This is a genomic window from Hydrogenophaga sp., from assembly GCF_041913525.1.
Taxonomy (GTDB): Bacteria; Pseudomonadota; Gammaproteobacteria; order Burkholderiales; family Burkholderiaceae_C; genus Hydrogenophaga.
In genome coordinates this window covers 335,766-358,723 of the sequence record NZ_JAYSFD010000001.1, presented here as the reverse complement: position 1 = coordinate 358,723, position 22,958 = coordinate 335,766, and the positions used below count along the sequence as shown (strand labels likewise).

At 69.4% G+C, this 22,958-nt stretch carries 21 protein-coding genes and 1 riboswitch; of the genes, 11 read left to right on the top strand and 10 right to left on the bottom strand.

Going from position 1 to position 22,958, the window contains the following annotated elements; translation table 11 throughout:
* Positions 1-51: 51 nt before the first annotated feature.
* Positions 52-1,089: a TRAP transporter substrate-binding protein gene (locus ACE3RQ_RS01750; protein WP_374519293.1), complete on the bottom strand. Its 1,038-nt coding sequence runs from the start codon at positions 1,087-1,089 to the stop codon at positions 52-54.
* Positions 1,090-1,437: 348 nt separating this feature from the next.
* Between ACE3RQ_RS01750 and ACE3RQ_RS01745 the strand changes: the two genes are divergently transcribed.
* Positions 1,438-1,746, top strand: coding sequence for a winged helix-turn-helix transcriptional regulator (locus ACE3RQ_RS01745; protein WP_374519291.1), 309 nt, complete (start codon positions 1,438-1,440; stop codon positions 1,744-1,746).
* A gap of 10 nt (positions 1,747-1,756) precedes the next feature.
* On the opposite strand, the gene ACE3RQ_RS01740 is transcribed toward ACE3RQ_RS01745, so the two are convergent.
* Positions 1,757-2,608 carry a fumarylacetoacetate hydrolase family protein gene (locus ACE3RQ_RS01740; RefSeq protein ID WP_374519290.1) on the bottom strand — a complete coding sequence of 284 codons (852 nt, stop codon included), beginning with the start codon at positions 2,606-2,608 and terminating at the stop codon, positions 1,757-1,759.
* A gap of 163 nt (positions 2,609-2,771) precedes the next feature.
* On the opposite strand from ACE3RQ_RS01740, the gene grpE reads away from it, so the two are divergent.
* The 6 genes from grpE (at position 2,772) to ACE3RQ_RS01710 (ending at position 10,352) form a co-directional block, all read left to right on the top strand.
* Positions 2,772-3,338, top strand: coding sequence for a nucleotide exchange factor GrpE (gene grpE, locus ACE3RQ_RS01735; RefSeq protein ID WP_374519288.1), 567 nt, complete (start codon positions 2,772-2,774; stop codon positions 3,336-3,338).
* 93 nt (positions 3,339-3,431) lie between these two features.
* Positions 3,432-5,366, top strand: a complete 1,935-nt coding sequence (gene dnaK, locus ACE3RQ_RS01730; RefSeq protein ID WP_374519286.1) for a molecular chaperone DnaK — start codon at positions 3,432-3,434, stop codon at positions 5,364-5,366.
* An 86-nt stretch (positions 5,367-5,452) separates the two neighbouring features.
* Positions 5,453-6,583 (top strand): molecular chaperone DnaJ, encoded by a 1,131-nt coding sequence (dnaJ, locus tag ACE3RQ_RS01725; RefSeq protein WP_374519284.1) that lies wholly within the window; start codon positions 5,453-5,455, stop codon positions 6,581-6,583.
* Between the two features lie 152 nt (positions 6,584-6,735).
* Positions 6,736-7,737 carry a ZIP family metal transporter gene (locus ACE3RQ_RS01720; protein WP_374519282.1) on the top strand — a complete coding sequence of 334 codons (1,002 nt, stop codon included), beginning with the start codon at positions 6,736-6,738 and terminating at the stop codon, positions 7,735-7,737.
* A 46-nt stretch (positions 7,738-7,783) separates the two neighbouring features.
* The gene (locus ACE3RQ_RS01715; protein ID WP_374519280.1) at positions 7,784-9,148 is read left to right on the top strand and encodes an MBL fold metallo-hydrolase; all 1,365 of its coding nucleotides are present in this window, start codon (positions 7,784-7,786) and stop codon (positions 9,146-9,148) included.
* Between the two features lie 10 nt (positions 9,149-9,158).
* Positions 9,159-10,352 (top strand): lytic murein transglycosylase, encoded by a 1,194-nt coding sequence (locus ACE3RQ_RS01710; RefSeq protein ID WP_374519278.1) that lies wholly within the window; start codon positions 9,159-9,161, stop codon positions 10,350-10,352.
* Between the two features lie 11 nt (positions 10,353-10,363).
* Here the strand turns inward: ACE3RQ_RS01710 and ACE3RQ_RS01705 are convergent, their stop codons facing one another.
* Genes ACE3RQ_RS01705 through ACE3RQ_RS01690 form a run of 4 tightly spaced genes read right to left on the bottom strand, consistent with a single transcriptional unit; the run spans position 10,364 to position 14,003 of the window.
* The gene (locus ACE3RQ_RS01705) at positions 10,364-10,708 is read right to left on the bottom strand and encodes a heavy metal-binding domain-containing protein (RefSeq protein WP_374519276.1); all 345 of its coding nucleotides are present in this window, start codon (positions 10,706-10,708) and stop codon (positions 10,364-10,366) included.
* A 52-nt stretch (positions 10,709-10,760) separates the two neighbouring features.
* Positions 10,761-11,405, bottom strand: coding sequence for an ABC transporter ATP-binding protein (locus ACE3RQ_RS01700; RefSeq protein WP_374519274.1), 645 nt, complete (start codon positions 11,403-11,405; stop codon positions 10,761-10,763).
* A complete protein-coding gene (locus ACE3RQ_RS01695; protein ID WP_374519272.1) occupies positions 11,389-12,972 on the bottom strand; it encodes an ABC transporter permease in 1,584 nt (527 codons plus the stop codon). Before ACE3RQ_RS01695 ends, ACE3RQ_RS01700 begins: the two co-directional genes overlap by 17 nt.
* Positions 12,973-12,977: 5 nt before the next feature.
* On the bottom strand, positions 12,978-14,003 hold the full coding sequence (locus ACE3RQ_RS01690) for a thiamine ABC transporter substrate binding subunit (protein WP_374519270.1): 1,026 nt from the start codon (positions 14,001-14,003) through the stop codon (positions 12,978-12,980).
* Positions 14,004-14,052: 49 nt separating this feature from the next.
* A riboswitch (TPP riboswitch) is annotated at positions 14,053-14,156 on the bottom strand.
* A gap of 56 nt (positions 14,157-14,212) precedes the next feature.
* On the opposite strand from ACE3RQ_RS01690, the gene ACE3RQ_RS01685 reads away from it, so the two are divergent.
* Together ACE3RQ_RS01685 and ACE3RQ_RS01680 are read left to right on the top strand one after the other, a co-directional pair.
* Entirely contained in the window at positions 14,213-16,732 is a 2,520-nt protein-coding gene (locus tag ACE3RQ_RS01685; RefSeq protein WP_374519268.1) for an ABC transporter permease, read from the top strand.
* A 7-nt stretch (positions 16,733-16,739) separates the two neighbouring features.
* Positions 16,740-17,852, top strand: a complete 1,113-nt coding sequence (locus ACE3RQ_RS01680) for a lipocalin-like domain-containing protein (protein WP_374519266.1) — start codon at positions 16,740-16,742, stop codon at positions 17,850-17,852.
* 22 nt (positions 17,853-17,874) lie between these two features.
* Here ACE3RQ_RS01680 and ACE3RQ_RS01675 read toward each other — a convergent pair whose 3' ends face one another.
* Positions 17,875-18,138, bottom strand: coding sequence for a hypothetical protein (locus ACE3RQ_RS01675; RefSeq protein WP_374519264.1), 264 nt, complete (start codon positions 18,136-18,138; stop codon positions 17,875-17,877).
* Positions 18,139-18,262: 124 nt separating this feature from the next.
* On the opposite strand from ACE3RQ_RS01675, the gene ACE3RQ_RS01670 reads away from it, so the two are divergent.
* Both ACE3RQ_RS01670 and ACE3RQ_RS01665 read left to right on the top strand, forming a co-directional pair.
* On the top strand, positions 18,263-20,053 hold the full coding sequence (locus ACE3RQ_RS01670) for an ABC transporter transmembrane domain-containing protein (protein WP_374519262.1): 1,791 nt from the start codon (positions 18,263-18,265) through the stop codon (positions 20,051-20,053).
* Between the two features lie 132 nt (positions 20,054-20,185).
* Entirely contained in the window at positions 20,186-21,493 is a 1,308-nt protein-coding gene (locus ACE3RQ_RS01665; RefSeq protein ID WP_374519260.1) for a Glu/Leu/Phe/Val dehydrogenase, read from the top strand.
* A gap of 46 nt (positions 21,494-21,539) precedes the next feature.
* Here the strand turns inward: ACE3RQ_RS01665 and ACE3RQ_RS01660 are convergent, their stop codons facing one another.
* Genes ACE3RQ_RS01660 through ACE3RQ_RS01650 form a run of 3 tightly spaced genes read right to left on the bottom strand, consistent with a single transcriptional unit; the run spans position 21,540 to position 22,936 of the window.
* Positions 21,540-22,004 (bottom strand): DUF1178 family protein, encoded by a 465-nt coding sequence (locus ACE3RQ_RS01660; protein WP_374519258.1) that lies wholly within the window; start codon positions 22,002-22,004, stop codon positions 21,540-21,542.
* Positions 22,001-22,585: an NUDIX domain-containing protein gene (locus ACE3RQ_RS01655; RefSeq protein WP_374519256.1), complete on the bottom strand. Its 585-nt coding sequence runs from the start codon at positions 22,583-22,585 to the stop codon at positions 22,001-22,003. The genes ACE3RQ_RS01660 and ACE3RQ_RS01655 overlap by 4 nt, the downstream gene beginning before the upstream one ends.
* A gap of 48 nt (positions 22,586-22,633) precedes the next feature.
* Entirely contained in the window at positions 22,634-22,936 is a 303-nt protein-coding gene (locus ACE3RQ_RS01650; RefSeq protein ID WP_374519254.1) for a DUF2818 family protein, read from the bottom strand.
* Positions 22,937-22,958 lie beyond the last annotated feature (22 nt).

The window sequence follows — 22,958 nt, the reverse complement described above, 5'->3', positions numbered from 1 at the left end:
GGGGAAAACCGGCGTTCGGTCATGGGCTCCGGCGTTGATTCGCGAGCGGAATCAGCGCTGATGCTTCTTGATCAGGGCGCGGGCCTCGGCCACCAGCTTGGCGCCGTCGATGCCCTTGCGACCCACTTCCTTGACCCAGTCGGCCTCCACCACGGCAGCGGCTTTGCGCCAGCGTGCGGTTTCGGCCGCGTCAAGAGCGACGATATTGTTACCGGCCTTCTGGGCAATGCCTCGGCCAATGTTGTCGCCCTCGTCCAGCGCACGGCCGAACATGGCGGCGGTCTGCACGCCCGAGTTGTTGTCGATCACCTTCTTCAGGTCGGGCGGCAGCTTGTCGTAGGCGGCCTTGTTCATCACGAAGCCAAAGGTCTGGGTGAACAGGCCCTCGGTGCCAGAGAAGGTGGTGTGGTTCTTCACCAGCTCGGCAATCTTCAGCGACGGCGTCACTTCCCAGGGAATGGTGGTGCCGCTGATCACGCCCTTGTTCAGGGCCTCGGTCACGGCCGGCACCGGCATACCCACCGGCGTGGCGCCCAGCTTGCCCAGCATCGAGCTGATGATGCGCGAACCACCGCGAATCTTCTTGCCCTTGAGGTCTTCCAGCTTGGCGATCGGCTCCTTGGAGTGGAACAGGCCCGGGCCATGGGTGTGCACCGCGATGAGCTTCACGTCCTTGAACTCGTCGGCGGCGTACTTCTCCACGTACTCCTGCAGCGCGGCCGACGACTGCTCGGCCAGGCCGCCCATGAAGGGCAGCTCGAACACTTCGGTCTTGTTGAAGCGGCCGGGGGTGTAGCCCAGCACGGTCCAGCTCAGGTCCACCACGCCGTCGCGGGCCTGGTCAAACAACTGGGCAGGAGCGCCGCCCAGGGCCATGGCGTGGAACATCTGGACCTTGATGCGACCGCCAGACTCTTTCTCCACCTTCTGTGCCCAGGGGATCAGGCCCATGGCGGCGGCGGGGGCCTGCTGCGGCAGGAACTGGTGCAGGCGCAGGGTCACGGTCTGGGCAAAGGCATGGCCCGAGAAGCTCAGGGCAGCGGCCATCCCGAGCGCCGCCACGGCGGCACGGCGATTAAAAAAGGACATGGGGGTCTCCGAGAAAGACGGCGTTCGGTCGAGCGACCCACGGGCGCGCCAACCGTCTGCCGACGGGGAAAGTCGAAAGACCGGCACTTTGCATGCCGATGACACCCCGTGCCAGACCCATACCGAACTTTCAGCTATGCCGGAATTGTATGGAACCCCCACCGGCGGGGTGGTAGGCAAAGGCTGTTCGGGTTCGCAATTCGAACCACGGCAATCGGGGAAATCCCCCGCCATTTCCTTTGCGCCACATTGTTGCGGCGCAACCAAGCTAGCAATCTGGTAGCGCCGCAGCGGGCGGCCTATAGTGCAACGGGAGTGGCCGGCACAGGCCACCGCAGGAGACAGTCCATGGCCAAGGACACTGAAGCCACCGCCCGCCTTTTTGATCTGCTGGAATCGCGCTACGCCATGCGCGTCATCTGGGCCCTGAGCGATGGCCACCCCCAGACATTTCGGCTGCTGCAGGACAGCGTGGGCGGCGTCACCCCCAACACCTTGAACACCCGCATCAAAGAGCTGCGCGCCGCCGAGCTGGTGGACCACTGCGGCACGGGGTACAGGCTCACCCCGCAGGGGGCCGACCTGGCGCGGCGCCTGGGCGACGTGCGCCTGTTTGCCTCACGCTGGTCCATGCGCCGCCCTCGCCCCCCCGAGTGATCCCGCGCGTTCAGCGCGCCGGGCTGTCCACCACCCGCTGGCGCTGCTCGCCCAGGCCACGCCCACCCAGGGTGACCACATCGCCCGCTTTCAAATAGAGCGGAGGCTTGTGGCCCATGCCCACGCCGGGCGGCGTGCCGGTGGGAATCACGTCGCCGGGTTGCAGCACCATGAAGCGGCTGAGGTAGCTCACGATGGTGGCCACGCCAAAAATCATGGTGCGGGTGTTGCCCGTCTGGCGGCGCACGCCGTTCACGTCAAGCCAGAGGTCAACGGCCTGTGGGTCGCCCAACTCGTCGGGCGTGACCAGCCAGGGGCCGATCGGGCAGTGCGTGGGGTAGCTCTTGCCCTTCACCCACTGGCCCTCCAGCTCCATCTGATAAGCGCGTTCGGACACGTCGTTCACCAGGCAGTAGCCCGCCACATGCGACAGGGCGTGCGCCTCGCTCACGTGAAAAGCCCGCTGCCCAATCACGATGCCCAGCTCCACCTCCCAATCCAGCTTGGCGGCGCCGGGGGGCAGCCACACGTCATCGTGCGGCCCGCTGATCGAGCCGGTGTGCTTGTTGAACACGATGGGCTGCGAAGGCGGCTTCAGCCCCGCCTCGGCCGCGTGGTCGGCGTAGTTCAGGCCGATGGCCACCACATTGCCCACCCCGCCCACGCAGGGGCCCAGGCGCCGGTCGGCGGGCACCACGGGCAGGGCTGCGGTGTCGAGCCCAGCCAGACGGGCCATAGAATCGGGCCCCAGCGTGGCCGGGCCAATGTCGGCCACCACCCCGGTGAGATCGCGCAAGATGCCGTTGGCATCGATCAGACCGGGCTGTTCGGCCCCGGCAGGCCCATGGCGAAAGAGCTTCATGTGGTCGGCTGGCGAAAAAGCGCGATTCTGCCCCGCCGCCTTCTTTGGCCCTGTCGCCAACAGGGCCTCTTGAAATGCCTTGTACCGGCCCCAGATGCCGGCCAGCGCCACCCGCTCACCAGCGGCTGGCACCTGTTTTTTCCGATCTCTAACCGCCAACGCCATGAGCCAGACCCCTGCGCAAGACAACCGCCTGACGCCCGAGAACCAAGCCCCGATGAGCCCCGAAGAGGCCGAGGCCGCGGCGGCAGCCAACGAGGCCGATGCCATGGCGGCCCTGCAGCAGGAACTGAGCACCCTCAAGGCCCAGAACGCCGACCTGGCCGAGCAGTTCCTGCGCGCCAAGGCCGAGGCCGAGAACGTGCGCCGCCGCGCCGAAGAAGAAATGAGCAAGGCGCGCAAGTTCGCCGTGGAAAGTTTTGCCGAAAGCCTGCTGCCGGTGCTCGACAGCTTCGAGGCCGGCCTGGCCATTCAGGAAGCCACGCGCGAGCAGTTGCGCGAAGGCTCCGAGGCCACGCTCAAGCAACTCAAGAGCGCGCTGGAACGCCACAAGGTGGTGGCCATCGCCCCGGCCGCTGGCGCCAAGTTCGACCCCAACCAGCACCAGGCCATCAGCATGGTGCCGGCCGATCAGGAACCCAACACCGTCGTCACGGTGCTGCAAAAGGGCTACCTGATCGCCGATCGCGTGCTGCGCGCGGCCCTGGTCACCGTGGCCGCCCCCAAATGATTTGAGGCGCCGAGGGCTTGAAATGCCCACCAGTTATCCACACCTTTCTCACAATCTTTTCCACCATTCATCTTTCGCAAACGGAGCAACAACATGGGACGCATCATCGGCATTGACCTGGGCACCACCAACTCTTGCGTGTCCATCATGGAAGGCAACACCACCAAGGTGATCGAGAACTCGGAAGGTGCGCGCACCACGCCGTCGATCGTGGCCTACCAGGAAGACGGCGAAGTGCTGGTTGGCGCTTCCGCCAAGCGCCAGGCCGTGACCAACCCCAAGAACACGCTGTTCGCCATCAAACGCCTGATCGGCCGCAAGTTCACCGAAAAGGAAGTGCAGAAGGACATTGACCTGATGCCCTACTCCATCGTGGCCGCCGACAACGGCGACGCCTGGGTGGAAGTGCGCGGCAAGAAGATCTCGGCCCAGCAAGTGTCGGCCGACATCCTGCGCAAGATGAAGAAAACCGCCGAGGACTACCTGGGCGAGCCCGTGACCGAGGCCGTGATCACCGTGCCGGCCTACTTCAATGACGCCCAGCGCCAGGCCACCAAAGACGCCGGCCGCATCGCCGGCCTGGAAGTCAAGCGCATCATCAACGAGCCCACCGCCGCGGCCCTGGCCTTTGGCCTGGACAAGCAGGAGAAGGGCGACCGCAAGATCGCCGTGTACGACCTGGGCGGCGGCACGTTCGACGTGTCCATCATCGAAATCGCCGATGTCGATGGCGAGAAGCAGTTCGAGGTGCTGTCCACCAACGGCGACACCTTCCTGGGCGGTGAAGACTTCGACCAGCGCATCATCGACTACATCATTGGCGAGTTCAAAAAGGAACAGGGCGTTGACCTGTCCAAGGACGTGCTGGCCCTGCAGCGCCTGAAGGAAGCCGCCGAGAAGGCCAAGATCGAGCTGTCCAGCTCGGCCGCCACCGACATCAACCTGCCCTACATCACGGCCGACGCGTCGGGCCCCAAGCACCTGAACATCAAGCTCACGCGCGCCAAGCTCGAGGCCCTGGTGGAAGAGCTGATCGAGCGCACCATCGCCCCCTGCCGCACCGCCATCAAGGACGCCGGCGTGAGCGTGGGTGACATCCACGACGTCATCCTGGTCGGCGGCATGACCCGCATGCCCAAGGTGCAGGAAAAGGTGAAGGAGTTCTTCGGCAAAGACCCCCGCAAGGACGTGAACCCCGACGAAGCCGTGGCCGTGGGTGCCGCCATCCAGGGCCAGGTGCTGTCGGGTGACCGCAAGGACGTGCTGCTGCTCGACGTGACCCCGCTGTCGCTGGGCATCGAGACCATGGGCGGCGTCATGACCAAGATGATCGCCAAGAACACCACCATCCCGACCAAGTTCTCGCAGGTGTTCTCCACCGCCGAGGACAACCAGCCGGCCGTGACCATCAAGGTGTTCCAGGGCGAGCGCGAAATCGCCGCGGGCAACAAGCTGCTGGGCGAGTTCAACCTGGAAGGCATTCCCGCCGCACCGCGTGGCATGCCCCAGATTGAAGTGACCTTCGACATCGACGCCAACGGCATCCTGCACGTGGGCGCCAAGGACAAGGGCACCGGCAAGGAAAACAAGATCACCATCAAGGCGAACTCGGGCCTGTCGGAAGACGAGATCCAGCAGATGGTGAAGGACGCCGAGCTCAACGCCGCCGAAGACAAGAAGAAGGTCGAGCTGGTGCAAGCCCGCAACCAGGCCGAGGCCATGGTGCACAGCGTGAAGAAGAGCCTGGGCGAGCACGGCGACAAGCTCGACGCCGCCGAGAAGACCGCCATCGAAGACGCACTCAAGGCCGTGGAAGAAGCCGCCAAGGGCGAAGACAAGGCCGAGATCGACGCCAAGACCGAGGCCCTGATGACCGCCAGCCAGAAGCTGGGCGAGAAGGTCTACGCCGCTCAGCAGGCCGAGCAGCAAGCCGCTGCGGGTGCCGCCGACGCCGGCAACGCCGGTTCGTCCAAGGCCGCTGACGACGACGTGGTCGACGCCGAGGTGAAGGAAGTCAAGAAAGGCTGATCGCCGCCCGCCGGGCCGCCCATCGCCACGCCGCGCCCGGGCTTGCCCGGCGCGGCGTTTGTGCTCCAACAGAACCGCACGAGACCATGTCCAAACGCGACTTTTACGAAGTGCTGGGGGTTCCCAAGAACGCCTCGGACGACGAAATCAAAAAGGCTTATCGCAAGCTCGCGATGAAGTACCACCCCGACCGCAACCAGGGTGACGCCGCCAAGACCGCCGAAGAGAAATTCAAGGAGGTCAAGGAAGCCTACGAGATGCTGTCGGACCCGCAAAAGAAAGCCGCCTACGACCAGTACGGCCACGCCGGCGTGGACCCGAACATGCGCGGTGGCCCGGGCGCTGAAGGCTTCGGTGGTTTCTCCGACGCCTTCGGCGACATCTTTGGCGACATCTTCGGTGGCCAGCGCGGCCAGCGCGGCGGCCGCCAGGTGTACCGCGGTGCCGACCTGTCCTACGCCATGGAGATCACGCTGGAAGAAGCGGCCCACGGCAAGGAAACGCAGATCCGCATTCCCTCGTGGGAAGACTGCGACACCTGCGGCGGCACCGGCGCCAAGCCGGGCACCAGCGCCAAGACCTGCGGCACCTGCCACGGCCAGGGCGCAGTGCAGATGCGCCAGGGCTTCTTCAGCGTGCAGCAGACCTGCCCCACCTGCCAGGGCAAGGGCAAGGTCATTCCCGAGCCCTGCACCAGCTGCCACGGCCAGGGCAAGATCAAGAAGCAGAAGACGCTGGAGATCAAGATTCCCGCCGGCATCGACGATGGCCAGCGCATCCGCTCCAGCGGCAACGGCGAACCCGGCCAGAACGGCGGCCCCGCGGGCGACCTGTACATCGAGATCCGCCTGCGCAAGCACGACATCTTTGAGCGCGACGGCGACGACCTGCATTGCCAGGTGCCGGTGAGCATGACCACCGCCGCCCTGGGCGGCGAGATCGACGTGCCCACCCTGCAAGGCAAGGCCACCATCGACCTGCCCGAAGGCACCCAGAGCGGCAAAACCTTCCGCCTGCGCGGCAAGGGCGTGAAGGGCGTGCGCTCCAGCTACCCCGGCGACCTGTACTGCCACGTGGTGGTGGAGACCCCGGTCAAGCTCACCGAGCACCAGCGCAAGCTGCTCAAGGAACTGGACGAGTCCTTCAAAAAAGGCGGCCATAAGCACAGCCCCAACGACAAGGGCTGGTTTGAGAAGGCCAAGGCCTTCTTCTCGTGAGAGAAGGCGGGCAGGCAGAGGCGGGCGATGGCCCGCCTTTTTCATTGGTGGCGCGGCATCTGGACTGGGTAAATCAGCGCCATAAAAACTATTGAACACAAAAACCAGATAGTTTTCGCAAAATACAGGCTTCCCCTCACCAGAAGCCTGCCATGACCGCCCTCATCCGCCGCGTTCGCCCCGTCTGGGACCAGCTCAGCCCCTTCGACCTGGAGGTGCCGCCCCACGCCTGGCGGCAGGCGTTGCTGGCGTTGGCTGCCGGTTTGCTGGTGATGGCGGGCATCGCGGCGGCCTCAACCTTCTGGGCGCCCACCCGCGCCTGGTGGGACACCGCCGGCGCCAGCAGCGCCATGGTGGCCGGTCTGCAGGCCTCGCTGCTGGCAGCCCTGGCGACCGCCGTGGGCGCCCTGCCCGTGTTCGTGGTGCAGCGCGTGACCAAACGGCAAGAGTCGGCCTTGCTGTCCTTTGCGGCGGGCGTGATGTTGGCGGCTGCCCTGTTCGCCTTGTTGCTGCCCGCGCTGGACGCCGGTGCCGCGCTGCTGGGGCGTGGGGTGGGTGCCAGCGGCCTGACCGCCGTCGGCCTGGCCCTGGGCATGGGCCTGATGCTGGGCATCGATCGCCTGCTGCCCCACGAGCACGCCGTGTTGCCGCCCGCTGCCCAGGGCCACGCCCAGTACTGGCAATCCGCCCATCCGGCCACCCAGCGCGCGGCCATGATGGTGCTGGCCATCCTCATTCACAACGTGCCCGAAGGCCTGGCCGTGGGCGCGGCCTACGCGGGCGGCGCCGACACGCCCGACGCCGCGGCGGCTGGCGCCTCGGTGGCGCTGGCCATCGGTCTGCAGAACATGCCCGAGGGGCTGATCGTGGCCATGGCCCTGCGCAGCCTGGGCCGCAGCGCAGCCCAGAGCTGGGGGGTGGCCGCCCTCACCGGCCTGGCCGAACCGCTGGGCGCCATCCTGGGCGTGGCGGTGCTGGGCAGCCTGCCGCTGCTCTACCCCGTGGGCCTGGCGCTGGCCGCGGGCGCCATGCTGTTCGTCATCAGCCACGAGATCATTCCCGAGACGCACCGCAATGGCTTCGAGGGCTGGGCCTCGGTCACGCTGCTCGCAGGCTTTGTGTTCATGCTCATGCTGGACGCCGCGCTGGCCTGACACCAACGCAAGCCAGCGGCTCGGCTCACGGGGCTAAGATGCCCCCATGAGTGTCCACATCCGCTTTCTGGGAGGGGCCGGCACCGTGACCGGCTCCAAGTACCTGATCGAACACGACGGCCAGAGCCTGCTGGTCGACTGCGGGCTGTTCCAGGGCTACAAACAACTTCGCCTGCGCAACCGCGACCCGCTGCCGGTGCTGCCCAACCGCATTGGCGCCGTGCTGCTCACGCACGCCCACCTGGACCACAGCGGCTACCTGCCGCTGCTGCACCGAGAGGGCTTTCACGGCAAGGTGTGGGCCACGCCGGCCACGCGCGACCTGGCGCAGATCCTCTTGCCCGACAGCGGCCATATTCAAGAAGAAGACGCCGCCTTCGCCAACCGGAAGGGCTTCAGCAAGCACGCCCCGGCCTTGCCGCTCTACACCGAGGAAGACGCGCTCAAGAGCCTGAAGCTGTTTCGCACCGTACCCATGCGCGAGGCCTTCGAGCCCTTGCGCGGCTGGCACGCGCGCTTCAGCAGCGCCGGCCACATCCTGGGCGCGGCCAGCCTGCTGCTGGAGGTGGGCGGCCGACGCCTGCTGTTCTCGGGCGACCTGGGCCGCCCCGACGACGTGCTCATGCTGCCACCCGACCCGCCGCCCGCGGCCGACGTGGTGATCTGCGAATCCACCTACGGCGACCGCAACCACCCGCAGGAAGACGTGGTGGCCGAACTGGGCCCGGCCCTGGCCCGTGCGGCCGCGCGCGGCGGCACGGCGGTGGTGCCGGTGTTCGCCGTGGGGCGTGCCCAGGAAATTCTGTTCGCCATTCACCAACTCAAGGCCTCGGGCCAGTTGCCCCACGGTTTGCCGGTGTACCTGGACAGCCCTATGGCCATCGAGAGCACCGAGCTGTTCTGCCAGCACCTCGGTGAGCACCGGCTCAACGCCGGGCAATGCCGCGACATCGGCCACGTGGCGCGCATGGTGCGCAGCGTGGAAGAGTCAAAAGCCATCGCGCGCCAGCACGGCCCGAAGGTGATCCTGGCCGCCAGCGGCATGGCCACCGGCGGGCGTGTGCTGCACCACCTGGCCCAGCACCTGGGCGACCACCGCAACATGGTGGTGCTCACCGGCTACCAGGCCCCGGGCACGCGCGGCGCCACCCTGGCCGCCGGCCACCCCAGCCTGCGCATCCACGGCCAAGACATGCCGGTGCGCGCCGAGGTGGTGCAGCTCACCTCGGCCTCGGCCCACGCCGACAGCAACCAGCTCATGGCCTGGCTGAAAGCCCTGCCCTCGGCCCCGCGCCGCGTGCTCGTCACGCACGGCGACATGGAGGCCTCTGACCGGCTGCGCCACCGCATCGAAACCGAACTGCGCTGGCAAGCCCTCGTGCCCGAGCACGGCAGCACCTGGCTGGCCTGACCGACCCCCTATGCATCTGAATCAATTGAAGCACTTGCCCCTGCTGGCCGCCCTCATCGCCAGCGCCCCGGTCTTCGCGCAAGACGCTGCGTTCACCGCCTGCCTCGATGGCCTGCGCGCCCCGGCCCGTGCCGCGGGCGTGAGCGAGGCCACCTTCGCCCTGCACACCCAGGGCCTGCAGCCCGACCTGAGCGTGATCGACAAGCTCAACTTTCAGCCGGAATTCAAGACCCCCATCTGGGACTACCTGGCCGCACTGGTGGACGACGAGCGCGTGGCCGACGGCCAGGCCCGCCTGGCCCAGCACGCCGAGGTGCTGGCGCGCGTGGCCCAGCGCTACGGGGTGGACCCGGCCACCGTGGTGGCCGTGTGGGGGGTGGAGAGCAACTTCGGCCAGAGCTTTGGCAACGCGCCGCTGGTGCAGTCGCTGGGCACGCTCTCGTGCCTGGGCCGACGCCAGCCCTACTTCCGCACCGAGTTCTATGCCGCCCTGCGCATCTTGCAGGCGGGCCACATCGCGCCCGAGCAGTTCAAGGGCTCGTGGGCGGGCGCCTTCGGCCACACCCAGTTCATGCCCAGCACCTTCGAGCGCCTGGCGGTGGACTTTGACGGCGATGGCCGCGCCGACCTGATGAACAGCACCGCCGACGCGCTGGCCTCCACCGCGAACTTCCTGGCCAAGGCCGGCTGGCAAAGCGGCCTGCCCTGGGGCTTCGAGGTGAAGCTGCCACCCGACCTGCCCACGCGCGGCGAGGGCCGGCGCGTGAAGCGCCCCATGAGCGAATGGGCCGCTCGCGGCCTGGTGCGGGCCGATGGTTCGCCCCTGCCCGCCACCGGCTCGGCGGGGCTGATGCTGCCGGCGGGCGAGCGAGGCCCGGCTTTTCTGGTGACGCGCAACTTCGACGCCATCTACAGCTACAACGCCGCCGAGAGCTATGGGCTGGCCATCGCCCACCTGGCCGACCGGCTGCGCGGCGGCGGCCCCTTTGCCACGCCCTGGCCCACCGATGACCCGGGCCTGTCGCGCGCCGAGCGCCGCGAACTGCAAACCCTGCTGACGGCGCGCGGCCACGACATCGGCGCCATCGACGGCATGCTGGGCGAGAAAACCCGCGCCGCCGTGCGCGCGGAGCAGCAGCGCCTGGGCATGGAGCCCAGCGGACGCGCCGGGCAGAAGCTGCTCAAGGCGCTGCGCGCGGGCTGAGGCTCAGCCCCTCAGAGCTTCACCGCGGTGCCGCTCACGGCCACCATCATCATCCCGTTGGTTTCGCCCAGCACTTCGTAGTCGAAGTCAATGCCAATGACGCCGTTGGCGCCCAGCTCGCGGGCCGCTTCGATCAGGTCTTCCAGGGCAGCGTCGCGAGCGCCCGACAGGGCCCGCTCGTAACCCCCGGCGCGGCCGCCCACCACATCGCGAACCGACGAGAACAGGTCGCGAAAGATGTTGGCGCCGATGATGGCCTCGCCATGGACCACGCCCAGGTACTGCGGCATCTCGATGCCCGGCGGCGTGGTGGTGCTCAGGAAAAAGCCGTCGCGGCTCTTGGAAAACCAGCCCATGTGACTACCCTCGACCTGGTGGTTGAACAGTGGTCGGATGGTAGCAGCGGGCTTACCACAGGGGCCGCAACTGCCCCTCGCGCAAGGCCCAGGCGTGGGCGGCCATGGCGCGGGCCTCGGCCTCGTCGTGCGTGACCAGAATCGCGCTCATGCCGGCTTCGCGAATGCGCTGCGCGAACTCGGCGCGCAAGCGCTCGCGCAGGGTGGCATCAAGCGCGCTGAAGGGTTCATCGAGCAACAGCACGCGCGGGTTGGTGATGAGCGCCCGCGCCAGCGCGACGCGCTGCTGCTCACCGCCCGACAGCAGCCACACCCGCGAGCGGGCGTGTTCGGCCAGGCCAAAGCGCGCCAGCATCTCGCGCGCGCGCTCGCGGGCCTGGGCCCGTGGCACGCCTTGCTCCACCAGGCCGAAGGCCACGTTGTCCTGCACGTTGAGGTGGGGAAACAAGGCGAAGTCCTGGAACATGAGCGCAAAGCCGCGCCGGTGTGGTGGCACGGCGGCCAGGTCTTGGCCATCAAAGCACACGCTCCCGCGCTCGGGCGCTTCCAGCCCGGCCACGATCTTCAGCAGCGTGCTCTTGCCGCTGCCCGAAGCGCCCAGCAAGGCCACCGTCTCACCGGGGGCCACGCGCAGGTTCACCCCGGCCAGCAGCGGGCGGTGGTCCCAGTGTTTGTGCAGGTCACGCAGGTCGAGCATGGGGGTCAGTGTCCCGTCGGCGCGGGCCTTCAATCAAGAGGAACGCCAGCAAGGCCAGCAGCATGAGCAGGGCCGCCAGCACCAGGGCGGCGTCCAGGTTGGCGGCACCGGGCCGGCCCAGGCGCTGGTGGATCAGCGTGGTGAGCGTGGTCCATTCCGGGCGCGATAGGAACAGCGACACGGCGAACTCGCCCAGCGCCGTGGCGGCCGCGAAGGCCATGCCCCGGCGCAAGGCGGGCGCCACCAGCGGCAGGGTCACGCGCCAGGCCACGCGCACGGGCGAGGCGCCCAGGCTGGCCGCCGCCTGCGCATACGAGGCGGGCAAGGCGTCCAGCGCCGCGCCCAGCGATTGCGCCACGAAGGGGTAGGCCAGCACGGCGTAGGCGGCCACCAGCAGCGGCAAGCTGGCGGTCCACTCGGGGTAAAGCAGCAGCAGGCCAAAGGCCACGGTGATGGGCGAGACCACAAAGGGCAGGTAGGCCGCACCGCGCCACACCCAGCCCCAGGCGCCGAACAGGCGCGCCGCCAGGGCATGGGCCAGGCCCAGCGCGGTGGCCAGCAGCACCGCCATGGCGGAAAAACGCAGGGTGTTCCAGGCCGCGGCCCGGGTCTGAGGCTCGGTCAGCACCTCGGCGCCCTGCCCCGCCCACAAGGCCTGGGCTGCGCGCGCCAAGATGGCCAGCAGCGGCGCACCACACACCGCCGCCCACAGGGCCAGCGCAGCCACCAGCGCCAGCCACTGCCAGGGGCCTTGCGGGCGCTGGCGCGGCAAGGGGTTGGGCCGGCCGGGGGCCATGAGGCGGCGCTCCAGGTAGGCGTAAGCCAGGGCCACCGCGCCGGTGAGCAGCAGCATCCACACCGCCAGCACGCTGGCCTGCGCCAGCGCCAACTCGTGAGCCACCAGGGAATAGATCTCCACCTCGGCCGTGGCCCAGCGCTGGCCGCCCAGCACCAGGGCCAGGCCGAAGCCGCTGAAGCAGTACAGGAACACCAGGCTCAGGGCCGAGGCCATCCAGGGCGCCACGGCCGGCCATTCCACGCGCCAGAACACGCGCCAGGGGGTGGCGCCCAGGGTGCGCGCGGCGGCCACGCGGCTGGCGCTCACCTGCTCCAGCGCCTCCACGCCGGCGCGCACCACCAGGCACAGGTTGAAGAACAGGTTGCCGTAGAGCAGCAGCCAGGGCGTGCCGCTGAGGTCAATGCCGGCCTGGGCCAGCGGCCCGCCAATCCAGCCGCGCGGCCCCCACAGGGCCAGCACGCCCAGGGCCGCCACCAGGGTGGGCACCACGAAGGGCAGCATCAGCCCACGCAGCACCCAGCGCCGCCCGGCGAACTCCCAGCGCGCCAGCACCCAGGCCAGGGGCAGGCCCAGCAGCAGCGAGAGCGCGCAGGTGATGGCGGCCTGGGCGAAGGTCCAGGCGATGCGCTGGCGCAAGAAATCGTCTTGCCACACCGCCCACCAGGCCACCTCGGCGCCGCCCAGGCCTTCGCCCAGCAGGCGGGCCACCGGCGCGGCCAGCACCAGCAGCACAAAGCCCAGGGGCAGGGCCGGCAGTGCCCAGCGCATGGCGTTTACTTCAGTACCACGCGGGTCCAGCGCTCTTGCCAGGCGCGCGAGCGTTCACTGGCCAGCTCGGCGGGCGGGTTGCTGAAGGCCTGGGGTTCGCTGGCGTGGCGGCGCATCACCTCCACGCGGGGCGCGCCCGCCTCGGCGGGGAACATCCACATGCTGGTCTGCAGGGCCTGCTGCACCGGGGCGCTGCGCAAAAACTCGATGAACTGGCCCGCTGCCGCGCGCGCGGCCGGGGCCGCGCCCTTCACCAGGGCCACGCCCTCCACCTGGCGGTACACGCCACCAGGCAGGAACAGGTTGGCGGTGGGCGAATCGGCCGGTGCATCTTTGCTGAAAAACACCTCGGCGGCCGGGCTGCTGGCGTAGCTCACCACGATGGGCCGGGTGCCGCCGTTGCGGGTGAACTCGGTGTAGTAGGCCTCGGTCCAGCCTTTCACCACCTTCACGCCGTTGGCTCGCAGGCGGCCCCACCAGGCGAAGGCGGCCTCTTCGCCCAGGCCGGCGATGGTGGCTTGCAGAAAGGCCTGACCGGGGCTTGAGGTGGCGGGGTTCTGCACCACCAGCAGGTCGCGATAGGCCGGTTGGGCCAGCTCGTCCAGCGAACGCGGCAGCGCCAGCTTGCGCTGCGCGAACCAGGCCTTGTCGATGTTCAGCGCCACAAAGCCATAGTCCACCGGCACCAGCGCACCGCCCAGCGGCGCGGCGCTGGGCCGGCGCGCGGCGGGGCCGTCGTACGCATCGAGCACACCGGCTTTCTCGGCGCGCGGCAGCAGCGCGTTGTCGATGCCGAACACCACGTCGGCGATGGGCTTGGCGCGGGTGAGGATGAGCTTGTTCAGCATCTCGCCCGCATCGCCGCCCTTGATGAGCTGCAGCTTGGCGCCAGCGTCCTTCTCGAACTGCGCCAACAGGGGCGGCGGCAGCTCGAACGAGTCGTGCACGAGCACGCGAAGCGGCACGGGCTGGGCATGGGCGCTGACCAGGGCCAGTGCCGCCAGAGAAAACACGAAAGGTCGCCGTTGCATGTGGGGTGGCCGGGTGCGGGCGGGTCGGCAGCGGCGGCGCGTGGCCGGGCCCCATGGCCTGTCACGCTCCCTACGCTGGCACGACCCAGATCAGGTGAACGGGGTGTCATCTCAGCCGCGCCTGGCACCGGCGCGGCACCCCCGGTGAAGCCCGGGATTGTAGGCCGCCCCCCAGGCGCCAGTGCGGGCAGCGCATATGCTCGACCCCCATGTGGGCCCTGTTGAGCACCTATTCCTGGCAAGAGCTGCGCCACCACCCCTGGCGCAGTGGCGCGGCCGTGGTGGCGGTGATGCTGGGCGTGGCGCTGGCCCTGGCGGTGCAGCTCATCAACGCGTCGGCACTGGCCGAGTTCGGCAGCGCGGTGAGCGCGGTGAACGGCCAGCCCGACCTGGAGCTGCGCGCCCGCCGGGGCGCCCTGGACGAGCGCTGGCTCGACCGCGTGGCCGCCCACCCTCAGGTGCGCGTGGCCAGCCCGGTGCTGGAGTGGCAGGCCCAGGCCGCCAACGCGCAAGGCCAGCAGCTCGGCGTGCGGCTGGTGGGCGTGGACGCCCTGAGCGTGGGCGCGCTCGCCCCCGCCTTGATGCCGCGCAACGCCGACACGGCCGACCGGCTGGACCTGTTCGCCCCTGACGCCGTGTGGCTCAACCCGGCCGCTGCCCAGGCGCTGGGCGCTGGCCCGCTGCGCCTGCAAAGCGGCCTGCGCTGGCAAGCGGTGCGGGTGGCCGGGCACGTGGCCGCGCCGGGCGGCCCGCTGGTGGTGATGGACATTGCCGCGCTGCAAGACCTCAGCGAGCGCCTGGGCGAGCTCAGCCGCATCGACGTGCGCCTGGCGCCCGGGGCACAAGCCGAGCGCGTGCTGGCCGACCTGGCCTTGCCCGAGACGGTGCTGGCGCAGCGGCCCGAGGCCGCGGGCGAGCGCGTGAGCCAGCTCTCGCGGGCGTACCGGGTGAACCTCACGGTGCTGGCGCTGGTGGCCCTGTTCACCGGGGCCTTTCTGGTGTTTTCGGTGTTGTCGCTGTCGGTGGCGCGGCGCCAGCCGCAGTTCGCCTTGCTGGGCGTGCTGGGGCTGGCCGCGCGTGAGCGGCTTCGCCTGGTGCTGGCCGAATCGGCCGCGCTGGGCCTGATCGGCAGCGCCCTGGGGGTGGCCCTGGGCACCGGGCTGGCGGCGCTGGCGCTCAAGTTGCTGGGCGGCGACCTGGGTGGGGGTTACTTTGTGGGCGTGGCGCCGCCCCTGCGCTGGAGCACCAGCGCGGCTGTGCTGTATGGCGCGCTGGGCGTGGCGGCGGCCCTGGCCGGCGGTTGGTGGCCGGCACGCGCAGCCGCGGGCCTGGCGCCCGCACAAGCCCTCAAAGGGTTGGGCACCAGCCAAGCGCCCAGCGCGCGCCGACAGGCCCTGGCCCCGGTGCTGATGGCGCTGGCCCTGCTGCTGGCCCTGGCCCCGCCAGTGGCCGACATTCCGCTGGCGGCGTACGCCTCGGTGGCGCTGCTGCTGGTGGGCGGCATCGTGGCCCTGCCGGTGGCCATGGGCTGGGTGCTGGACCGCCTGGCGCCGCGCGTGCAGCAGCGCGTGCTGCCCCTGCTGGCGGTGGAGCGATCGCGCCGGCAACGCCACACCGCCGCCGTGGCCACCAGCGGCGTGGTGGCCAGCCTGGCGCTGTCGGTGGCGCTCACGGTGATGGTGGCGAGCTTTCGCGAGTCGGTGACCCAATGGCTCGACGCCGTGCTGCCTGCGCCGCTTTATGTGCGCAGCACCGGCAACACGCAAGACAACCAGCACCTGCCACCCGCTTTTGTGGACGCCGTGCGCGCCCTGCCCGGCGTGGCGCAGGCCGACGCCCTGCGTGCCCTGCCCTTGCAACTGGACGCCGCCCGGGCGCCCGTGACCCTGCTGGTGCGCCCCTTGCGCGCCGACAACGGCAACCTGGCCCTGCCCCTGGTGGGCCCGCTGGTGGCCGTGCCCGATGGGGCCGTGCCCGTGTACGTGAGCGAAGCCATGGTGGACCTCTACGGCGCCAAGCCCGGCCAGTCTTTGCCTACCCTGGCCCAGGCCTGGGGCCACGCGGCGAACTTCGTGGTGGCCGGTGTGTGGCGAGACTACGCCCGCCAGCAAGGCAGCATCGCCATGGACCGCGCCGACTTCGTGCGCCTGAGCGGCGACACCCGCGTGAGCGACCTCGCCCTGCACCTGCGCCCCGGCACCGACGAAGACACGGTGCGCGGGGCCCTGCAGTCCCTCGCCAATCAGCAAGGCGCGCAAGGCCTGCTGGAGATCGCCTCGGCGGGCGAGATTCGCGCCATCTCGCTGCGCATCTTTGACCGCAGCTTCGCGGTGACGGTGTGGCTGCAGGCGGTGGCCATCGGCATTGGCCTGTTTGGCGTGGCCGCCAGCTTCAGCGCCCAGGTGCTGGCGCGCCAGCGCGAGTTCGGCCTGCTCGCCCACCTGGGCCTCACGCGCGCACAGGTGCTGCGGCTGGTGGCCCTGGAGGGCCTGGCCTGGACCACGCTGGGCGCGCTCGCCGGCCTGGCCCTGGGCCTGGCCGTGAGCGTGGTGCTGGTGCACGTGGTCAACCCGCAGAGCTTTCACTGGACCATGGACCTGGTGCTGCCCTGGACGCGGCTGGCCGCGTTGTGCGCGGCGGTGGTGCTGGCCGGCACGGCCACGGCTTGGCTCTCGGGCCGGGCCGCCGCCAGCCGCGACGCGGTGCAGGCCGTCAAACAAGATTGGTGAGCCCGCCATGGCACTGCCCCGACGCCACTTTCTCATCACCGGCCTGAGCACCGCCCTGCCTACCCTGGCCTTGGCCGAGCCCGGCCACCGCCCCGGTGACGCCTTGCGCCCACGCCCACTGGTGTTCCCCCGCGACCATGGCGCGCACCCCGAGACGCGCACCGAGTGGTGGTACCTCACCGGCCATGGCCAAAGCGCCGAGGGCCGCGTGTTCGGCTTTCAGGTGACCTTCTTCCGCAGCCGGGTGGACGTGGCCCAAGGGCTGCGCAGTCGCCTGGCGGCACGGCACCTGCTGTTCGCGCACGCGGCCATCACCGACGTGCAGGCGGGCCAACTGGTGCACGCCGAGCGCATGCTGCGCTGGAACGGCCTGCCACCCGCCTCCCCCGAGACGCCGGTGTTCGCCAGTGAGCAAGACACACACGTTGCCCTGCGCGACTGGTTCATCCGGCGCGGTACCGGTGGTGACTACGAAGCGCGCATCGCCAACGACGACCTGCTGATCGACCTGCAGGCCCGACCCACCGGGCCGCTGCTGCTGCAGGGCCAATCGGGCTTCTCGCGCAAAGGGCCCGAGGCGGCCCAGGCCAGTTTCTACGTGAGCGAGCCCCAGCTCGATGTGCAGGCCACGCTGCGGGTGAACGGCACGGCGCACACGGTGCGTGGCCGGGCCTGGCTGGACCACGAGTGGAGCGAGGCCATCCTGCACCCCGAGGCGGTGGGCTGGGACTGGCTGGGCATGAACCTGCACAACGGCGCCGCCCTCACGGCCTTCCGGCTGCGCCGGCGCGATGGCAGCGCGGTGTGGGCAGGCGGCTCCTTCCGCGCAGCCGGACAAGCGCAGGCCACCGCGTTCGACGCGAATGAGGTGCGCTTCGAGCCCTTGCGCCATTGGACGAGCCCGCGCACCCAGGCGCGCTACCCGGTGGCTTGGCGCGTGGCCACACCGGCCGGCACCTTTGGTGTGCAGGCCCTGGTGGACGCACAGGAACTCGACAGCCGCAGCAGCACCGGCACGGCCTATTGGGAAGGCGTGTCCGATCTGCTGGACGCCCAGGGCCGCCCCGTGGGCCGGGGCTACCTGGAGATGACCGGCTACGCCGGGCGCCTGTCGCTCTGAGCCGGCAGCGGCCGGCGCGAGATCAAGGTGCCTTGGCCGGCGCTTCGCCCACGGCGTCGCGCACGCACTTCTTGGTGAAGCTGTTCTTGGCGGCACCGGCCAGCTTCTTCTCGGCGGCGTTGGCGTTGCAGGTAGCCGAGGCGTCTTTCTCGCACTTCTTCAGGAACGAGGTCTTGGCGGCACCCGAGAGCTTTTTCTCGGCAGCCGCCGCCTGGCAGCTCTGGGCTTGCGCGGCGCTGGCACCCAGGCACAGCAACAGCAGCGGCAACACGTGGCGAATCTTCATGGCTTCTCCTCCATTGGTGCAATTCAATTGCACGCAAGTGAACATACCACCATTGAATGGCATGTCGGCCAGCCAGGTTGCAGGTGCAACAAACAGGCGCAACAAATCCCGCACACTCGGGGCCATGGCCACCTCAAGCACCAGCTCCGCCCGCCCTGCCGCCCAATCGCCACGCTCCCTCAGCGGCCTGCTACCCTTTGTGCGGCCCTACTGGCTCGCCATCGCGCTGGCCCTGCTCTTCCTCACCCTGGCCGCCGCGGCCACGCTGCTGTTCCCGGTGGCCCTTCGCCACCTGATCGATGGCGGCCTGGTGTCGGCCGACAAGGGCCAGGCCGCCATGGGGCTGCGCGGCTACTTCGTGCAGTTGTTTGGCGTGGCGGTGGCGCTGGGCGTGTTCTCGGCCGCGCGCTTCTACCTGGTGAGCTGGCTGGGTGAGCGCATCACGGCCGACCTTCGCAACGCCGTGTACGCGCACGTGCTGCGCCAGAGCCCGGCCTTCTTCGAGCACACCCAGACCGGCGAGGTGATCTCGCGCCTGAGCACCGACACCACGCTGGTGCAGACGGTGGTGGGCTCGTCTCTCTCGCTGGGGCTGCGCAACGCGGTGATGGGCATCGGCGCCCTGGGCATGCTGGTGTGGACCAACCCGCAGGTCATGCTGCAGGTGCTGCTGATCTTGCTGCTGGTGGTGGTGCCGTCCACCTGGTTCGGGCGGCGCGTGCGGCGCCTTTCGCGGGCCAGCCAAGACCGCGTGGCCGACGCCAGCGCCATCGCCACCGAGGTGATCAACGCCATTCCCGTGGTGCAGAGCCACACCGCCGAGGCGCGCGAAGCCAGCCGCTTCGCCGACGCCACCGAACGCGCCTTTGGCACCGCCGTGCGCCGCACCCGAGCCCGCGCCGCCTTGGTGGCCTTCGTCATCATCAGCACGGCCGCCCTGCTGCTGTGGGGCCTGTACCAGGGCACCCAGGCGGTGCTGGCGGGCAGCATCACGCCCGGCCACCTGGGGCAGACGGTGGTCTACACCATCATCCTGGCCGGCGCGGTGGCGGTGCTGGGCGAGGTGTACGGCGACCTGCTGCGCGCCGCGGGCGCCAGCGAGCGCCTGATGGAACTGCTGGCCACCGAGTCGCCCATTCGCTCGCCCGCCCAGCCGGTCAACCCGCCCTGGCCCGAGGGCGGCAGCGCGGTGCTGTTCGAGTCGGTGGACTTCCGCTACCCCTCGCGCCCTGACGACCCCACGCTGCGCGGCGTGAGCCTGCGCGTGAACCCCGGCGAGACCGTGGCCCTGGTGGGGCCCAGCGGCGCGGGCAAAACCACCGCGCTGGCCTTGCTGCTGCGCCAATACGACCCGCAGGGCGGGCGCATCCTGCTGGACGGTGCGCCCATCGACGGCATGGACCTGCAGCACCTGCGCCAGCGCATCGGCATCGTGCCGCAGGAACCCGTGATCTTCTCCGGCTCGGCGCTGGACAACATCCGCTACGGCCGCCCCGAGGCCAGCGACGCCGAGGTGCGCGCCGCCGCACAGGCGGCCTACGCCGAGGAGTTCATCGAGCGCCTGCCACAAGGCTACGACACCTTCATGGGCGAGCGCGGTGTGCGCCTCTCCGGCGGGCAGCGACAGCGCATCGCGATTGCGCGGGCCATCCTGAAAAACGCGCCGCTGCTGTTGCTCGACGAGGCCACCAGCGCCCTGGACGCGCAGAGCGAGCGCATGGTGCAGGCCGCGCTGGAGAGCGCCATGCGCGACCGCAGCACCTTGGTGGTGGCGCACCGCCTGGCCACGGTGCAGCGGGCTGACCGCATCGTGGTGCTGGACCACGGCCGCGTGGTCGAGCAAGGCACGCACGCCGAACTGGTGGCGCTGGGCGGCGTCTATGCGCGCCTGGCCGCGCTGCAGTTTCAGACCTGAGGCCACACCCAAGGGCCATGCGCGGCGTGCATATCGCCATCGAATCGCGGCCTTGGACAGGCTTCGGGCGCGCGCCTACAGTGCGGCCACGGTGTCAACCCGACCCGCATCCTCTAGGCGATTCGACCCACCATGTCTTCCGCTTCACACGCGCCCGCGGCCTTCACGCAAGCCCTGCCCTCTTATCTTGACCCCAACCACCTCGGTCCCTGGGGCACCTACCTGCAGCAAGTGGACCGCGTCACCCCCTACCTGGGCTCACTGGCCCGCTGGGTGGACACCCTCAAGCGCCCCAAGCGCTCGCTCATCGTGGACGTGCCCATCCACCTGGACGACGGCACCGTGGCCCACTTCGAGGGCTACCGCGTGCAGCACAACACCTCGCGCGGCCCCGGCAAGGGCGGCGTGCGCTTCCACCAGGACGTGACCCTTTCCGAGGTGATGGCACTGGCGGCCTGGATGTCCATCAAGAACGCCGCGGTGAACGTGCCCTACGGCGGCGCCAAGGGCGGCATCCGCGTGGACCCGCGCCAGCTCAGCCGCGGTGAGCTGGAGCGCGTCACCCGCCGCTACACCAGCGAGATCGGCATCATCATCGGCCCCACCAAAGACATCCCGGCGCCAGACGTGAACACCAACGAGCAGGTGATGGCCTGGATGATGGACACCTACTCCATGAACGAAGGCGCCACCGCCACTGGCGTGGTGACCGGCAAGCCCATTGACCTGGGCGGCTCACTCGGCCGGCGCGACGCCACCGGGCGCGGCGTGTTCACCGTGGGCGTGGAAGCCGCGCGCCGCATTGGCCTGGAAGTGGCCGGCGCCCGCGTGGCGGTGCAAGGTTTCGGCAACGTGGGCGGTGTCGCGGCCCGCCTGTTCGCCGAGGCCGGCGCCCGTGTGGTGGCGGTGCAAGACCACGGCGGCGCCCTGTACCGCGAAGCCGGCATCGACGTGCCCGCCCTGCAGGCCCACGTGGCCGCCAACGGCACCGTGGCCGGCTTCCCCGGCGCCGAACCCCTTGACCGCGACGCCTTCTGGGACACGCCCTGCGACATCCTCATCCCGGCCGCCCTGGAAGGCCAGATCACCGCCGCCAACGCCGGGCGCATTCAGGCCCGCATGGTGATCGAGGGCGCCAACGGCCCCACCACACCCCAGGCCGACGACATCCTCAACGAACGCGGCGTGCTGGTGCTGCCCGACGTGATCGCCAACGCCGGCGGCGTGACGGTGAGCTACTTCGAGTGGGTGCAAGACTTCTCCAGCTTTTTCTGGACCGAAGACGAGATCAACGCCCGCCTGGTGAAGATCATGAAAGAAGCCTTCGCCGGCGTGTGGCAAGTGGCCGAAGAAAAGCGCGTCACCCTGCGCACCGCCACCTTCATCGTGGCCTGCCAGCGCATCCTGCGCGCCCGCGACCTGCGTGGCCTCTACCCCTGAACGACGGCGCCCCTGAACAACAAAAAGCCCGGCTTGGCCGGGCTTTTTACTGCAGGGTTTCTTTGATGATGGGAAGGTCGGGCAGCGGTAGCACGTCGATACCATCTTCCAGCAGCGCCAGGGCCTCTTGCGGCGTGGTGCGGCCGCGAATGTTGCGGCGCTCGATCTCACCCTCGTGCATGGCCCGCGCCTCGGTGGCGAAACGCTCGCCCACGTCTTCCGACTGCGACACGAGCTGGCGCAGCGCATCGACCATGCGGGCCTGCAGGGCCTGCAGCTCCGGGCGCACAGCGACCGGCGCGGCCGCCTCGGCTGCTGGCGCGGCGGCCGGTTCGCCACGAGGCACTTTCAGGTTCAGGCGCGGGGCGGACAGCTTCTTTTCAATGTGGGCATCGCCACACAGCGGACACGTCACCAAACCGCGCCCCAACTGGGCGTGAAAATCGTCTTCGGACGCGAACCAGCCTTCAAAACCGTGCTGGTTGGCGCATTGCAGATCGAGCACCTTCATGGCGCCGGATTATCGCCCCAGGCCAATGTCCACGCGCCGCTGAGCACGTTCTGCAGCCACAGCGCCCCCACCAGCGTCTTGCAGTCGATGATGGCCCCGCTGCGGCACCAGGCCTGCAGCTCGTCGGGGGTGGCCGCGAACACGTCCAGCGCCTCGCCATCGTCGAGTGCTCGCTCGCCCAGGCTGAGGCCGCGCGCGAACCAGATGTCGATCACCTCATCCGAATAGGCAATGGTGGGCGCCAGTCGCCCGGCAAACGCCCACTCGCGGGCGCTGTAGCCGGTTTCTTCGCGCATCTCGCGCTGGGCACAGGCCAGGCTGCCCTCTCCCGCATCCAGCTTGCCCGCGGGGAATTCGATCATCACCTGCTGCATGGGGTGGCGGTACTGGCGCTCCAGCACCACCCGGCCATCGTCGAGCAGGCCAATCACCATCACCGCCCCCGGGTGCAGCACGAACTCGCGGGTGGCCTCTTGCCCATCGGGCAGGCGCACGGTGTCGCGCACCACGTGCAGAAAATGGCCGCGCAGCAGCTCGGTGCGGGCCAGAGGGGTTTCGCGCAGGTGTTGGTCGGCGTGCATGGTCAGGTTGCCGCCAGACCCGATCGCACCGGGCTCAGCCCGGCGCCATCAGCCCCGGCGCTTGAGCAGGTAACGGAAGACGAAGCCGGGGAAGGCCAGCGTCACGAACAGGGCCGCCGTGGTGGCGTAGAACTCCCAGCCCTGGGGGTAGATCTGGCCCTGGTGCTGCTCAAGGGCCAGGCCCAGGCCGCCCACCAGGAAGTACCAAATCACCAGCTCCAGCAGGCGCATCCAGAGCGTCTTGGGCAAGGCGCGCGGAATGACGCCCAGCCACCGGTTGTTCAGAAACGGCAGATTGGCCGCTAGCGTGGCGGCCAGCAGCACCAGCCAAACGTAAGAAGAAGAATTCATCGTGGTGCTCAGAGCCTGGGCA